The organism is Spirosoma sp. SC4-14, from assembly GCF_037201965.1.
Classification (GTDB): Bacteria; Bacteroidota; Bacteroidia; order Cytophagales; family Spirosomataceae; genus Spirosoma.
Genome location: NZ_CP147518.1, coordinates 1,785,113 through 1,801,231, shown reverse-complemented (window position 1 = coordinate 1,801,231; position 16,119 = coordinate 1,785,113). Strand labels below are relative to the sequence as shown.

The following is a 16,119-nucleotide window of genomic DNA, read 5'->3' as shown; positions in this document are numbered from 1 at the left end:
CTACTTAACCACCTATTCCCAACCGCCACCCAGCGCCCGGTATAGCTCAACGAGCGATAGGAACTGGAGTCGTTTGGTTTCGATCTGCGCCAGTTCGGCATCGAGTACGTTTCGCTGGGCCGTAATCACTTCCAGATAGGTAGCGTATCCGTTAGCAAACAAATCTTTTGAGGTGGCGGTGGCTCTCCGCAGCATAGCGACCTCCTGCGCCTGCACATCGGCTACACCACGATAATTTTCCAGCCCCTTCAAACTGCTGGTCACTTCACTAACACCGGTCAGGATTGTTTTCTGGTAGCCGTAATAAGCCTCCCGGCTACGGGCAACCGTAACGGCATAATTGCCTTTCAGTACTCTCCGGTTAAAGATGGGAACGGTTAGCCCGCCCAGCGCACCAACGGCTATCGAAACCGGATCAAAAAGAGTGGCGAGTCGAAAGGTATTCAGGCCCACATAGGGCGTTAAGGTTAACGACGGTAAAAACTCGGCCTGCGCAACGGCGACATCGACATTGGCCGCTTCGAGTTCGCGCTCGGCCTGACGCACATCGGGACGACGACGAATCAGTTGCGTTGGAATACCTGCCGCCACAGTTGCCGGAAGTTGTAGCTCTTCAATTGATTGCCCGCGAGCGATAGGCTGCGGATACCGGCCCAGCAAGGCGTTTAACTGATTTTCAGCCTGAACAATTTGTTGACGCGTCTTGCCTTCCAGTCCTCTTGTATTGAGGAGTTGAGCCGTAAATTGCTGAACGGCCAGTTCGGTGACCCGTCCGGCTGCCTTCTGCACATTTACCAGTTCAACGGCCTGTTGTTGCAACGCAATGTTTTCCCGAATGATACTCAGTTCACCATCCAGCGCCAGCAGCGTGTAATACAACCGGGCCACCTCGGCCGTTAGTGCCGTTATAACCAGATTACGCCCTTCCTGCGAAGCCAGCAAACGTGTATAGGACGCCCGTCGGCGGTTGCGTAGCTTCCCCCAGATGTCGAGTTCCCACGAACTGCGCAGACCCAGAAAGAAGTCGGGGGTTGGATTCGGAATGAGACTCTGGCCTTTAATATTATCCGACAGATTGGTATCGTAATTCCCAACACCATTCATCGTGTAATACCCGTATCGATCAAAGCCAGCCGACCCAACCGCATTGACGGTGGGTACTAATGCCCCCTGACTGGCCTGAAAACTGGCACGCGCCATTTCAACCCGTTGCACCGCCATTTTCAAATCGAGATTACGGGCCAGCGCCGTATCGATCAACGCCACCAGATATGGATCGGCAAACAGTTTCTCTCTGCTCAACTCTGCAATACTGGCCGAATCGGTACTTCCGGTATAAGAGGCAGGCATGGGCACTGGCGGGACCTTCGACGGGGTATGAACAATCCGGCAACCGCTCATACCGATTGCCAATAGGCACGCCAGACAAAAACTATATGTAAGATTATGACTCCTGAAGAACTGCACCGTTGGTTTTCGTTTTAGTAGATAGTGGGTCTGCATCCAGATCGTTACCGGATGATTTTTTAGCAGTAAAGCGCTGGGCCAGCTTTGCAAACAGAATGTACAGTCCGGGCACCAGCACCAGTCCGAACACGGTTCCGATGAGCATACCGCCCGCAGCGGCAGTACCGATTGAGCGGTTACCCAGGGCTCCGGCTCCCGACGCAATACAGAGCGGAATCAAGCCAGCAATGAAGGCCAGCGACGTCATCAGAATAGGACGCAGCCGCGTAACGGCACCTTCAATTGCAGCCTTCACAATCGACAGTCCTTCCTGCTGTCGCTGGCTGGCAAATTCAACAATCAGAATAGCGTTCTTACCCAGCAATCCGATCAGCATGACCAGCGCCACCTGCGCGTAGATATTATTTTGTAAACCAGCCAGTTGCAAGCACAGAAACGAGCCAAAAATACCGGCTGGCAGCGACAGCAATACCGGCAGCGGCAGGAACAGGCTTTCGTATTGCGCCACCAGCAACAGATAAACAAACAACAGACAGATCGCGAAGATATACACCGCCTGATCGCCCGACAGCACCTCCTCGCGTGACATACCCGACCACTCGAACGAAAAGCCTCGTGGCAAGGTCTGTTTAGCTACTTCCTGAACGGCCTTCAACGCATCGCCACTGCTGTAGCCCTGTGCCGATTCGCCGTTGATGAGCGCCGACGTGTACATATTGTAGCGCATGAGCTGTTCGGGACCATAGACTCGCTCCAGCCGAACAAAATTTGAGTAGGGCACCATTTCGCCCTGATCATTTTTGACGTGCAGATTCAGCACATCTTCGGGCTTGGTCCGGTATTCGGGAGCGGCCTGTACAAACACGCGGTACATCTGTCCAAAGCGAATAAAGTTGGTGGCATACAGACTCCCCATCAGCGTTTGCAGCGTGTTCATGGCATTTTCGATGGAAACCCCTTTCTGAGCAGCCTTCTCCTGATCGACATGCAGCATATACTGCGGATAGTCGGGGTTGAAACTGGTGAAGGCATCACCGATTTCGGGTCGTTTTTTCAGTGCCGATATAAAATCATCGGCCACTTTCTTTGTTTTTTGTAAATCGCCCGTGCCGGTTCGGTCGAGCATTCGCAGTTCAAAACCACTCGAATTACCGAAGCCGGGTACCGTTGGGGGCGAAAAATATTGAATGCTCGCGTCCTGAATATTCTTCGTTTTCTCTTCCAGAATGGCTATTACATCATCGACCGACTGCGTTCGATCTTTCCAGTCTTTGAGGTTGATCATCCCCATCCCATACGAAGCCCCCGCACCGTCGGTCATCAGGCTAAAGCCAGACAGTGTCGATACGTTTTCGACCGATTCGATGCCAGCCGCCACCCGCTGAATTTTATCCAGCACATCTTCCGTTCGCTGTACGGTAGCTCCGGCGGGTGTGGTCACGTTGGCATAAATCATGCCCTGATCTTCGGTCGGAATGAAACCCGTTGGCAGAATGGAATTAACGCCCCAGATACCGGCCACAAACAGCAACAACATCGCCACAGTAACGGTAGTCCGACGGGCAACCCGTTTCAGCAAGCGCTGGTAACGACCCGTCAGCCGATCAAAAGCCCGGTTGAAGCTGTCGAAAAAACGGCCAAGTATGCCTTTGCGAGTGTGATGATCGTGAGGGCGCAACAGCAATGCACACAGGGCAGGCGTCAGCGTCAGCGCATTGACACCCGAAATCAGAATCGATACGGCCAGCGTCAGCGAAAACTGCCGGTAGAAGATTCCGACCGGCCCCGATAGAAACGCAACCGGCACAAACACCGCCGACATGACCAGCGTAATGGCAATCAGCGCACTGCTTATTTCGCGCATGGCTGCCATCGTAGCCTGAACGGGAGGCAGATGCTCTTCGGCCATTTTGGCATGAACGGCTTCAACAACCACAATGCCATCATCGACCACAATACCAATGGCCAGCACCAGCGCAAACAACGTGAGCAGGTTAATCGAAAACCCAATCAGGCTCATGAACCCAAAGGCACCCACCAGCGCAACCGGCACTACCAACGCGCAGATCAGCGTTGATCGCCAGTCTTGCAGGAACAGAAAAACAACCAGAAACACCAGCACAAAGGCTTCCATCAGGGTTCGTACAACTTCATGAATCGACGCGTCGAGGAAGCGCGACACATCGTAAGCAAAGTTGTAGGTCATACCCGGCGGAAAAGAAGACGCCTTAATTTCGGCCATGCGTTTTTTTACATTGTTGATAATATCGCGGGCGTTGGAACCGGGCCGCTGTTTCAGCATGATCGAAGCCGACGGCCGACCGTCGGTTTTGGAGGTAACGCTGTAATCGGCCGAGCCAAACTCAACATCGGCGATGTCTTTCAGGCGGAGAATAGAGCCATCCGGATTGGCGCGCAGCACCAGATTTTCGTATTGCTGAGGCTGATTAAATTTGCCGGTATACCGCATCACATATTGCAACACCTGCGGATTTCGGTCGGCACTCTCCCCCGCCTTACCGGGAGCGGCTTCTACATTCTGCTTCTTAATAGCGTCTACAACTTCTTCGGCCGAGATGGTGTAGGCACGCATCCGGTCGGGCTTGAGCCAAACCCGCATCGAATATTCGCGAGCGCCCATAATGTCGGCAAAGCCTACGCCGTCGATCCGTTTGAGCTCAGCCAGGATGTTAATATCGGCGAAGTTGTAAATAAACTTCTCGTCCATATCGGGATCAGTACTCACCAGATTCAGGTAAAGCAGCATACTATTCACCTCTTTTTCGGTGATTACCCCCGCTTTAATCACCTCGGCGGGCAGTTCGTCGAGTACCGACGTAACCCGGTTCTGCACGTTCATAGCCGCCAGATCGGGGTCGGTACCGACTTCAAAAAATACCTGAATCAATGTGGTACCATCATTACTCGAAACGGAGTTCATATAGGTCATACCCGGCACTCCGTTAATGGCCCGTTCCAGTGGAGTAGCCACGGCTTTGGTACATACTTCGGCATTGGCACCCGTATACGTAGCCGTCACCGTTACCGACGGCGGTACAATATCCGGGAACTGCGTCACGGGCAGGCCGGTCAGAGCCAGTATGCCAAGCAGCGTAATCAGTACGGAGATAACCGCCGACAACAGCGGTCGCTTTATAAATATATCAAACATGAGAGGAGGCAGTTTTCGGTTTACGGTATTCGGTTTACGGTTGCGCTGCCCATTAGCCTACATCTTACTGAAGCGGAGCTACCGTAAACCGAATACCGTAAACGTTTTATTGTTGAGCAAGAGTACCCGTTGACGTAAGGCTATCGGCCGAAATGGCGGTGGGGATAATTTCCATGCCGTCGCGGACGTTCTGAATACCTTCGTAAACCACCCGTTCACCCGGTTCAAGCCCCGATTTAACCAGGTAATAATGATCGACACGCCCCTGCGGCACAAAACTGCGGGTCTTTACTCTGTTTGCCGAGTCGACGACATAGACATAGTTTTTGTCCTGAACTTCAAAAACAGCTTTCTGTGGTACTAAGAGCGCATTCCCTACGTCGTTGGCCAACCGGACTTTGGCCGATGATCCATGCCGGAGTAATTTTTCGGGATTCGGGAAGCGCGCCCGGAAAGCAATCGTACCCGAACCGCCTTCAAAAACGCTTTCCATGGTCTCAATTTTGCCCTTATGCGGATACTTTGTATCATCAGCCAGCAGCATTTCTACCGTTCGGGCCTGGTCGTTAGGGTTTTTCTGACGTTTTTTAACGTAGGCCAGGTATTCCTTTTCCGACACATCGAAATAGGCATACACTTCGCGGGCATCCGAAACGGTAGTCAATAGCGTTCCTTCATCGATCAGACTTCCCATTTTAAAAGGAATCCGGTTGATAACCCCATCGAAAGGTGCTTTTATGCTAGCCTGCGCAAGTCGCAACGTCGCATTGGCCTGTGCCGAACGGGCTTCGTCGATAGCCGCACGAGCCACTTCAAGCTTCGCTTTTGCCAGCTCCAGTTCAGAAGGTGACACAATATTTTTTTCGACCAGCAACTTCACTCGTCCTAGTTCTACTTCGACGGTTTTAGCGTTGGCTATTGCGCTTTTCAGATTTGCTTTGGCTTTATCGAGTTCGGCCTGATATTCGGCTTCGTTGAGTTTGAACAGCAGTTGTCCCTGCCGCACAGGCTGGCCTTCATCGACATAAATTTTTTCCAGAAAACCCGATACACGGGCCCGAATCTCAACATTCCGGACGGCTTCGAGTGTGCCAACATACTCTTTTTTCAAAGTAGTCGATTGCCGGGCCAGTTTCACAACGGGCAACGTCAATGTTTCGGGCTGGTCGGTTTTTGTTTCGGTTTTGTGGCAACCAGTCATCACTACACCAACCATAAGTGCAGTGAGCATTTTTACATTTTTCATAATTTACCTTAAGGCAGATATACACACCCGCCAGGAACAGGCAGACTGCTCTTCCTTGCGGTGATTAGATAACATGATTAGCTGCTTAGGAGACGCAATCCGTTGCGTCTCCTAAGCGCCAGCAAAGGATTGCAATGAGTAATAAGACGCAAACGATTGCGTCTCTACACCACAGATTGGGGGGGCGGAGATGTAATTTCGGGGATATGGGTAGACACGGGCACGGGCCTGAACGGAAGCGCCGGTCGAATCAGATACGAAAAGCTGGGGGGTAATGTTACAAAGACGAACAGTTGCTGAAAGAAATAATCCTGCACAACATTGGTCACTTCCGATTCATCGTCCGACTCTTCGTGTTCGGGAATTGCATTTTCAAAACCAAAGCAGCTTTCGAGCAACAGTTCGCAAACACTTTCGATTTCATTGACCGATAAATCTTCGTGCCGTTCGCCGGGAAAACGGGGGGTAGTATATAAATCGGGCGCGTCGATACTCACGTTGAGGACGTGTAACGCCATCAACAGGCAAATGAGCCGGTGCAGTAAAATTCGACGTTTGAGCTTACCCATAAACCGATTGTCCCGATTGGTAGGTTGACAAATATAACCAGCAACAAGCAGAACAACCTTCTATTTTGACGTTCTACACACAGATTGGTCGTTTCGTTTTACTTTTTATTGATTACTTTCAATTTAAAAGGGCAATGATTGCGGAAAACAGACAATCATTGCCCTTTTATTCGGACATTTTAAGGTAAACCCACTATTGCAGGCATTTAGGGGCTGGCTATTTACTCCTCTTCGCCACTATTATTCAGTTGCGACAACAGGCTATAGGCTCCCTTCACAACAACAGGCGTTTTGCTGACATCGACACTGGGGGGTATGGTTACGGCTGTATAGCCTTTCTGCGAAATACCAGTTTTTACTTCAATCTGCCGAAACTGGTAGGTAACCGGCTGCCCGCTTTTGCTATCCAGAACATAGATATATGACTTTCCGCCAAAGCTAACTACAGCCGCATCGGGCAACACCGTCAGCGGTTGGGTTGTCACATCGATCTGAGCCGCCACATAAGCGCCGGGAATAAAATCGTCGGACCAGCCCAGTGGTCGGGCCAGCACCGGAATAGTCCGATCAGAAGAAATGGATTTACCTTTCAGAAAAATGGTAGCCCGGTGTGGCATAGCCGCGTTGTCGCCCAGACCAAACTTAACTGCCTGCCCCGGATGAATGCGGGTGATATCTTTTTCGAAAACCGTCAGGTGAACGTGCAGATCATTCACATCCGTCACTTCAATGATCACATCGGATGGGTTAACGTACCGACCGTTATTGACGGGCACATCGGTAATGTAACCCGTTACGGGCGAGGGTACCACCACCGTTCGGGTTAACCGATCGGCGCGTAATGTAGCTGGGTTGATATGCAGAAGCGCCAGTCGCTGCGCTAGTCCAGCCAGTTGAACCTCCAGACTCTGACGATCGGCGCGGGTTTTCTGCACCACTTTCAGGGCATTGACATTCTCGCGGCTCAGTTCCTGCTGGCGGGCAAATTCGAGTTCGGCAAATTCGAGCTGGGCTTTGGTATTCAGATAATCCTGCTGAATCTGAACAAATTCGGGATTTTCCAGAATAGCCAGCGTTTGGCCTTTACTCACTTTTACCCCTGGCTCCAGCTTAATACTTCGTACATACCCCCCAAAAGGCATCGAAACACTCACCTGGCTTTGGGGTGGCACATCGAGCACACCATTTACTTTCAGCGTCGTGCTCAGTGTTCGCAGCTCGGGTTGCCCAACCTGAATTTCGGCCACATCATACTGAGCCTGTGTGAAGCCGATGGTAATGGGTCCATTACCCGTGTTTTTCGCCGAATCGCCGACGTTTACTTCGGCATCGTTTACCGACTTTTCGTCGCTGCCAGAACCAGAGCCGCAGCCCGTTAAAGACAAACCTATCGTACTGAACAACAGAAGCGTATATAAATTAAAAACAGATCGTTTCATGAAAGTAGTGTTTGAAATTATGGGTCATTTGCCTTCGCCGTCATTGGTCATTAGCTGATTTGGCTCAAACAGCAGAACCTGTTTACAACCAATGCCAATTACTAATGACCACTCCTGTCGTTTAAGGTCGCCCGAGCAGATATTCGATGTAGAGCACCGATTGATTATATTGATTCAGTAAGTCGAGGTAACTGGAGCGAATCGTTAGCGACTGCTGCAATGCCAGCGAAAACTCAACGTATCCAATGTCGCCCCCGCGAAACGATTTTCGGGCATTTTCGAGAATAAGCCGCGCCTGCGCCAGTCCGTTTTGTTCGTAATAGGTCAATGCCGACCGGTATTGCTCATACTGCTGAACGGCCTGCTCGAACTGTCGTTTCAGCACCTGTTGCTGCGTAACCAATTCGGTTTGGGCAATCTGCTCGCCAATTCGGGCGGCCCCGATCCTGGCTTTTTGCGCACCGGTCAGCAACGGAAACGATAGCCCAATATGGCCACCCCAGAATCGGGAGCCGATCCCATAATAGGTTTCAACATTATCGTAAATCTGCGTTCCAACAATGGTCTGCGAGAAAAAGCCTACCGTAAAATCGGGTTTCATTTTGGCCTGTTCAACAAGTCGGGCCTGTTCGGCAACAACAGCTTGTTGCCGAAGTTGATCCAGCAAAGGGTTATTGGCAACGGCGCTGCTATCTGTCGACAAGACAAGCTCCCGTTTTGCAAGAGGTCCGGGTGCCGCATCGAGCGCATCGGGGCTGTAGAGCGCCGTTTGCAGACGGGTTCGGGCGGCAGTCAGACTGGCAGCATTCTGCGCCAGCCTAACCCGGCCATCGGCCCGCTGGCTTTCGGCGGTAGCTTTTTCTAATGAGCCCGTTTCACCGACCCGATAGCGCAGGTTAGCGGCCTGAACAAACTCGGCCAGCACCGAATCCTGCTGCAAAAACAGTTGCTCCCGCTCGTGTAGGTATTTCAGTTCATAATAAGCCGACTTCACTTCGTAGCGTACGTCGTTTCGGCTAACGCCTACCGATGTTTCGACACTGCGAATGGTGGCATCGGCCAGATTGGCCTGTCGACGTAGTAAAGTCGGATTAGGTATGGTTTGGGTAAACGTAAGGTTATTATCGAATTTTCGGCTATTGATCTGCCCAAATGATCCATTCACGGTAGTTCGACCATAATCGTAGGCACTCTGCCGAAGCGCCTGCTGCTGATTGATCTGTAGACTACCGATCTGGATACGGGCATTGCGGGTTGCCGATTCCTGAAGGGCCTGATCGAGCGTAACAACCTTGATAGCTGGCGACTGAGCCGAAGCACCGATCGAAGTCAGGAGCAGCAGCGCCACAACCGTAGCTGTTAGTTTGGCTTTCGGCAGTGCCGATTTGTTTAAACCGCGCTCGAAGAAGGTATACAGAATAGGCAGCACAAACAACGTCAGGAGCGTAGCCGTAATGAGTCCACCAATCACAACCGTAGCAAGCGGCTTTTGCACCTCGGCCCCACCCGAATTCGAGACGGCCATCGGAATAAACCCTAACGAGGCCACCAGCGCTGTCATCACTACGGGCCGGAGCCTCACTTCGGTGCCGCGCCGGATGATTTCGCGAATGTCGGTCAGGCCTTCTTCGTAGCGAAGCCGGTTGAATTCACCAATGAGTACAATACCATTCAATACCGCAACGCCAAACAGGGCAATAAACCCTACGCCAGCCGAAATACTGAACGGCATTCCCCGCAGTATCAGCGCAAATACGCCACCAATAGCCGCCATCGGAATGGCCGTAAAAATCAGCAGACTTTGCCGAACGGAATGGAACGTAAAAAACAGCAGGGCAAAGATTAACCCCAGGGCAATAGGTACGGCAATGGACAGGCGCTGTTTGGCTTCGATCAGGTTTTCGAACTGCCCACCGTACGTAATCGAATAGCCCGGTGGTAATTTGATCTGGGCACTCACCTTTTTTTGTAATTCCTGCACAATGCTTTCCACATCGCGCCCGCGCACGTTGAACCCCAGGGTAATGCGTCGTCGGGTGTTGTCGCGCTGAATCTGATTAGGAGCCTGCTCCATCGTTACCTGGGCCAGTTGTGCCAGCGGCACCTGTTGCCCCATAGGGGTCGACACGTAGATATTCCGAACATCGTCGATACTTTGTCGTTTTTCGGCAGCCAGTCGAACCACCAGATCGAACCGGCGCTCGCCTTCAAACACTTGCCCCGTGGATTGTCCGGCAAAAGCCGTATTGATGACCCGGTTCACATCCGACACATTCAGACCATACTTGGCAATCTGATCGCGGTCGAGTTTTATCAGAATCTGCGACAGACCCGATACCTGTTCAACATACAGATCTTTAGCGCCATCGATGGTTCGGATGATGTTGCTGACCTTGGCGGCCTGCCGGGTTAGCTCGTCGAGATCTTCGCCATAAATTTTCAGGGCCACATCCTGCCGAACGCCCGTCATCAGTTCGTTGAAACGCATCTGTACGGGCTGCTGGAAACCAAACGAAACCCCCGGAATCACCGACAATGCGTCGGCCATCTTCCCGGCCAGTTCTTCGCGGTTGCTGGCACTGGTCCACTGGTCCTTTTTCTTCAGAATCACCATCAGATCGGAGGCTTCAATGGCCATTGGATCGGTCGGAATTTCACCAGCACCGCTCTTGCCAACCACCTGTTCGACCTCCGGAAACTGCTTTAGCAAAATACGTTGTGCTTTCGAGGTGGCATCGACGGATTCGCTGAGCGAACTTCCGGTCAGCACGCGGGTATCGACCGCAAAATCGCCCTCATCGAGCGTTGGCAGAAATTCGCCCCCCATTCGCATAAAGAGAACGACACTGACCGCCAGCAGCGAGGCCGCCACCAGCAGCACCGGAATCCGAACGCGGAGTGCCCGCATAATCCAGGGTTCATACCAGCGATGCAGCCGAACCATCAATCGGTCCGAAAACGTGTTTTTGTGCCGAATGGTTTTATCGAGCAGCAGTGCCGACAACATAGGCACATACGTCAGCGACAGGATAAAAGCGCCCAGAATGGCAAACGCCACGGTCAACGCCATAGGCCGGAACATTTTGCCTTCAATGCCACTCAGGGCCAGAATAGGCAGATATACGATCAGAATAATAATTTCGCCAAAAGCTGCGGAACTACGTATTCGGCTCGCCGATTCGAAAACTTCTTCGTCCATTTCGGCCTGCGACAGCGTTCGGTCGCGGTTACGCAGGAGCATGTGATGCAGGGTGGCCTCAACAATAATAACGGCTCCGTCCACAATGAGGCCGAAGTCGATAGCGCCAAGGCTCATCAGATTGCCCGACACATCGAAAACATTCATGAGTCCAATGGCAAACAGCAGCGACAGCGGAATCACCGACACCACCACAAAACCGGCCCGCCATTCGCCCAGCAACAATACCAGCACAAAAATGACAATTAATGCTCCTTCGCTCAGGTTTCGGGTAACGGTGCCAATGGCGCTATCGACCATTTTTGTACGATCCAGAAACGGAATGATCTCGATACCGGGCGGTAACGTTTTCCGAATTTCAGCGATTTTTTCTTTCACCGCCTTAATCACCTTCGACGAATTTTCGCCCTTGAGCATCATCACCACGGCCCCCACCACTTCGCCCTGTCCATTGCGGGTAACGGCACCGTAACGCACGGCATTACCGATCTGCACCGTAGCTACATCGCGAACCCGAACCGGCAAGCCACTATTATTGAGTTTAACAACAATATTGCCGATGTCGGCGGTGCTGCCAATGAGGCCATCGCTACGGATAAAATAGGCATTTGGTTTCTTGTCGATATAGGCTCCGCCCGTGTTCTGATTGTTTTTTTCCAAAGCGGAAAACAGATCGGTAATCGTCAGATTAACACTCCGAAGTTTATCGGGATCGATGGCAATTTCGTATTGTTTTATCTCCCCGCCGAAACTACTGATGTCGGCAACTCCGGCCGTGCCCAGCAACTGCCGACGGATAATCCAGTCCTGAATGGTGCGTAGATCCTTGAGTGAATACTTACGTTCGAAGCCTTTCTTCGGAACAACCGTGTACTGAAAAATTTCGCCCAGCCCCGTGGTAACAGGAGCCATTTTGGGCGTTCCGACACCCGGCGGAATTTCGTTGACAACGTTCTGTAATCGCTCGGCAATCTGCTGGCGGGCCCAGTAGACATCGACATCGTCGCGAAAAACGACCGTAACGACCGATAGCCCAAAGCGTGAAAACGAGCGCAGTTCAATCAGACCGGGAATGTTGGCCAGACTGATTTCGACCGGAAACGTCACCAGCCGTTCGATGTCCTGAGCAGCCAGCGACGGACTAACCGTACTGACCTGCACCTGGTTGTTGGTGATGTCGGGAACGGCATCGATGGGCAATTGAACTGCCGACCAACCGCCCCAGACAATCAGCACGAGCGTTAGCAAACCCACAATGAGTTTGTGTTTAATGGAAAAGAGAATGATTTTGTTGAGCATCGCTACATGGGTTACGATAAGCCAAACGACTCCAACAGCCTAGAGCGACCGCAGAGCCTGACAGAAACAGGAAACGTAATTCTGAAAAAATGAATGTTGAAAAAGAAGGCAAACGGCAATTGAGGAAATGAGCGGTTGGTTATCGCTAATTAGTCATTAGTCAATTTGACTCAACCAGCCAAAGCTGTTTATAACTAATGACCAGTCAGCCAATGACCAGTGTCCAGTAACTAATCCTCAGGATTACCCATGCACATAGAGGCCCGTTAGTCGAACGACTCAGGCGAAGAAGAAAGAAGTAGGGGGAGCTCGAAGGGGTCGGAAGCGGTATAAACCGGGTGGAGCGTTTGCCCGCGTAGGTGGCCACCCCAAAAACAAATTCGTCAGATGCACCAACACCATTGGGTATAGGCGAATGGATGCAGGAACGATTGCTACCAATGACTGTGGAGCATTCGGACTGGCGATCTCATCCTGATACATGGTTTGCCCCGGAACGTGCACGTGGGCAAACCACCAACCCGATTTTGGCGTAGTCTGTTTGTCGAACCGGGCATTTTGCTCCCGATGCGCCACACTTCCCTCCTGATCATGATGATGCGGAATCAGATCATGAACCAGCATAAAAGCGTAGGCCAACCAAAGGAGGGTCAATATGACAGGGCGCGACATCATTGGTAGCCAAAGTTAGGCAAGTCTGTAGTTACGACCTAACTTTCTGAACGTTAATATGTGATTAAAGATTCGTCAACAAACCCAAAACTCCATCAGGAGGCATTATTGCCCGACAATGCCCACGCTTTATCGGCCAGGGTATCTACAAAAACCGTAATGGATTCAGAATCGACATCGGCTGTATTACTCAGCGTATCGATTTTGGTTGCCAGAAAGGTGCCGGTACTTCCGGCATTCCGTACAATCAATACGCCCGGCCTAACCGCATTTTTGTTCGAAGCCATTTGGTCGGCAAAATCAGTAATCTGTTCAATAGCCTTAGTTTTGAGCCACTGGCGAAGTTTGCTGCTGTTGCCCGATTTCACCCAATTGGCGGGTAGCACAACTGCCAGTTGCCCATCGGCCTTCAATAACCGCAGGCCCAGTTCCACGAACAGAACGTAGGGATTGGCTTTGGCTGTATATGTATTCAAAAAAGCCTTCTGATAATATCCTTTTTCTGAGCCGGAAGTCGAATGCCAGGCAGTAGGTGGACAACCAACAATAACATCGAATCCAACAAAATTGCCATCCGTATCTAACACCTCCGGAAATTCGAACCGCCACTCAAAAGCCTGGCTGAGCAACTGCTGTTTGTTCTCAAACGCTTTTTTCAGTTGATGAAGCCGTTCCGTTAGCTTTTGTTGTGCCATGCTCTGCGCCACAACATCAAATGTCAGGGCAGCCTGAGCCAGTTTTGCTTCCAGTTTACGAATCGCCACTACATCTTTCTGGTCGGCAAGTGCGATTTGGGCCAATAGCTCCCGAAAGGCCCGCATCCGCAACTCCAACCGGTTGCCTTCGTCCGTATCGAATCCACGTTTCCAGCTTTGTGCATCCGTTCTATATTGTTTAAACGCCTTCTGAACTGTATCGCGAAGGGGACGTTTAAGGCTGTCGACCCGAAAATCGAACGAAAACCCTGACAGCAGTGCGTTTCCGATTTTAGTATTCCACTCGAGCGAGCGCCCGAATCGACTCAAAGCAGGATTACCCGATGCCTCCAGGTCGCTCCAGTACACACTCTTCAATAAATCAATAGCAAAGCGCCAGCGGCATAAGCTCACCGATAGCCTGTCGGTATCGACCCCGAACAGACAATTGGCAATCAGGGTCTGTTTTTCGCGTAGAATCGTTTCCTGAATGCGTTGTATTTCCAGTCCCGAAAACCGGGAACTGTTCGGGTCGCCGAGAAAATAGTCGAACGGCTCGTTGTCGGAGGTCGTAATTAGTAAAGCGTTATCAATAACTGCAAACCCATATGACTGCACCGGGCGTCCGGTCAGATCGCGCAGAATGCCCAGCTCGGCTTTCAGAACAATGAGTTCATTGAGCGCAGCGCTCAGAAAAGCTCCTCCCCCAACGGCCGGATCAAGAATCCGAAAGGAGTCGATCAAGTCATTGGCTCGGGTCAGGTCGCTACTTGTCAGCCGCTCCTGCACGCCTGCCAGATCGACACAGTTCCACTCAAATTGCTCATTGAACCGGCTGATGGCGGCCCGCCGAATGGCTTCCCGAACAGCATAGTTTGTTACAACAGCCGGTGCTGGCAACATGCCCCGACGACAGGCACTAAGGCGGTCCCAGCAATGCAATAGAGCGGCTGCGTTAATATGCGGTTTGCCCGGCAACTCAATCAGGGCTGGCGTATCGACCGAGAATGCATACGAATCCAGGAAATGTAGCAGATAGTGCAGCGTTGGCACCTGTTCCGATTGTATATTCCTGCCAGAATCTGTCAGCACCGTTTCGGCAAACAGGGGCAACTTGGCCTCATTGGGCAGTTGACGTATCGACAGTGTATTTTGTTCGAGATCCGTTTTTCCGAACAATGAACTCATCCAGCCAGGCAACCAGGGTTTCCCGTTCGAAGCTACATCGGAAAACAAGCCGTCCAAAGCAGAGAACGTTTCTATCGACCGCCCCGTCAGCAACTCAACCGATTGATTTCCCTGCCGATACCGATTGATCTGACTTTCGGCCAGTTTCAGAAACAGGATTCGGTTAAGCCAATTGACCGCCAGTGCCAGCGCCACATTGATCAGTTGTTCGGACTCAGTAGCGCCATATTGTTCGGGCTTAGGAACGGCAAAAAGGCGGTTTTCCTGAACCAGCCGTTCGATTACGAGTTCGATTAACGAACCCGGCAGGCGGGTCTTTTCCGGTAGTCGGCAAAGGCGCTTGCCAGATTTTTCCTCTGCTTCCTGAACGCCAATGATATGCAACAGCTCATCATAAAACCGCGGATGTACTGGGTTTGTCTTGCCGGTAGCCGACGAATTCAGCAAGTGATCTGGCGCCAGTAGTTTATATACCGGAATCAGCACCCGATTGCCCTGATCGGCGGGCAGTTTGAGCGCGTCGGCTACTTCGCGCAGGTTCAGGTAGGTAACCGGAATTTCGGTATTCAGTTCACGAAGGATTCGGGCTGTTTCGGCGTAGAAAAAGGCATTATCTTTCTGATGCTGCCGCTTTAACTGATACAGTTTCCGAAGGCGGGGGTTTTCATAAAACTGACTCCGGAAATCCGTTTCATCGAAGATAAACCAGTTGTAGGCATCTGTAATGATCAACTGACTGATGTTGCGGGTCGGGTCGACCTCCTGTGCATCGAAATAATACAGAATCAGTTCATGAAGCGATTTTACGTTGTTTTTGATCGGCGTTATCATTTCGCCCGCAAATGCCTTCCGCGTTTCGATAACAACTGATGGGCCAGCATTACCCGCTTTTTCTGGATTCGGGCAAACAATCAGGTCGACACCCAATGCCGTACTGACTTCGTAGGTTTCGGCAGAAAACGTATCATTCAGGAACCTGGCGACCAGCGCCGTCTGGTATTCATCAGTCTCTTTTTCGTCTACTCCCAACATCAACTGAGCCAGTGCCCGGCAAAATGTATCCAGTTTTTCGCCGGAGACAGCCTGTCGGGCATACGCTTTATCGAGCGTCTGAAAGGGTTTACGAAGTTGTAGCCTCATGCAGGCAAAGTTAACGGTAAACATAACGACACC

At 51.5% G+C, this 16,119-nt stretch carries 8 protein-coding genes; all 8 read right to left on the bottom strand.

The window, feature by feature from the left end; genetic code table 11:
* Positions 1-12: 12 nt before the first annotated feature.
* The 8 genes from WBJ53_RS07225 to WBJ53_RS07190 all read right to left on the bottom strand — a co-directional run bounded on the left by WBJ53_RS07225 (position 13) and on the right by WBJ53_RS07190 (position 16,086).
* Positions 13-1,350: a TolC family protein gene (locus tag WBJ53_RS07225; RefSeq protein ID WP_338875398.1), complete on the bottom strand. Its 1,338-nt coding sequence runs from the start codon at positions 1,348-1,350 to the stop codon at positions 13-15.
* Between the two features lie 94 nt (positions 1,351-1,444).
* The gene (locus WBJ53_RS07220; RefSeq protein ID WP_338875397.1) at positions 1,445-4,639 is read right to left on the bottom strand and encodes a multidrug efflux RND transporter permease subunit; all 3,195 of its coding nucleotides are present in this window, start codon (positions 4,637-4,639) and stop codon (positions 1,445-1,447) included.
* Positions 4,640-4,745: 106 nt separating this feature from the next.
* Positions 4,746-5,885, bottom strand: coding sequence for an efflux RND transporter periplasmic adaptor subunit (locus tag WBJ53_RS07215; RefSeq protein ID WP_338875396.1), 1,140 nt, complete (start codon positions 5,883-5,885; stop codon positions 4,746-4,748).
* Positions 5,886-6,049: 164 nt separating this feature from the next.
* On the bottom strand, positions 6,050-6,454 hold the full coding sequence (locus WBJ53_RS07210) for a hypothetical protein (protein ID WP_338875395.1): 405 nt from the start codon (positions 6,452-6,454) through the stop codon (positions 6,050-6,052).
* A 221-nt stretch (positions 6,455-6,675) separates the two neighbouring features.
* Positions 6,676-7,893, bottom strand: coding sequence for an efflux RND transporter periplasmic adaptor subunit (locus tag WBJ53_RS07205; RefSeq protein ID WP_338875394.1), 1,218 nt, complete (start codon positions 7,891-7,893; stop codon positions 6,676-6,678).
* Between the two features lie 121 nt (positions 7,894-8,014).
* Positions 8,015-12,391, bottom strand: coding sequence for a CusA/CzcA family heavy metal efflux RND transporter (locus tag WBJ53_RS07200; RefSeq protein ID WP_338875393.1), 4,377 nt, complete (start codon positions 12,389-12,391; stop codon positions 8,015-8,017).
* Positions 12,392-12,670: 279 nt separating this feature from the next.
* A complete protein-coding gene (locus WBJ53_RS07195; RefSeq protein ID WP_338875392.1) occupies positions 12,671-13,066 on the bottom strand; it encodes a hypothetical protein in 396 nt (131 codons plus the stop codon).
* A gap of 92 nt (positions 13,067-13,158) precedes the next feature.
* Positions 13,159-16,086 carry an Eco57I restriction-modification methylase domain-containing protein gene (locus WBJ53_RS07190; RefSeq protein ID WP_338875391.1) on the bottom strand — a complete coding sequence of 976 codons (2,928 nt, stop codon included), beginning with the start codon at positions 16,084-16,086 and terminating at the stop codon, positions 13,159-13,161.
* Positions 16,087-16,119: the final 33 nt, after the last annotated feature.

What these genes read in the sequence shown, in the direction of transcription:
- WBJ53_RS07225 (WP_338875398.1), bottom strand. Translation starts at nt 1,350, where the DNA reads ATGCCTGCCTCTTATACCGGAAGTACCGATTCGGCCAGTATTGCAGAG.
- WBJ53_RS07220 (WP_338875397.1), bottom strand. Translation starts at nt 4,639, where the DNA reads ATGTTTGATATATTTATAAAGCGACCGCTGTTGTCGGCGGTTATCTCC.
- WBJ53_RS07215 (WP_338875396.1), bottom strand. Translation starts at nt 5,885, where the DNA reads ATGAAAAATGTAAAAATGCTCACTGCACTTATGGTTGGTGTAGTGATG.
- WBJ53_RS07210 (WP_338875395.1), bottom strand. Translation starts at nt 6,454, where the DNA reads ATGGGTAAGCTCAAACGTCGAATTTTACTGCACCGGCTCATTTGCCTG.
- WBJ53_RS07205 (WP_338875394.1), bottom strand. Translation starts at nt 7,893, where the DNA reads ATGAAACGATCTGTTTTTAATTTATATACGCTTCTGTTGTTCAGTACG.
- WBJ53_RS07200 (WP_338875393.1), bottom strand. Translation starts at nt 12,391, where the DNA reads ATGCTCAACAAAATCATTCTCTTTTCCATTAAACACAAACTCATTGTG.
- WBJ53_RS07195 (WP_338875392.1), bottom strand. Translation starts at nt 13,066, where the DNA reads ATGATGTCGCGCCCTGTCATATTGACCCTCCTTTGGTTGGCCTACGCT.
- WBJ53_RS07190 (WP_338875391.1), bottom strand. Translation starts at nt 16,086, where the DNA reads ATGAGGCTACAACTTCGTAAACCCTTTCAGACGCTCGATAAAGCGTAT.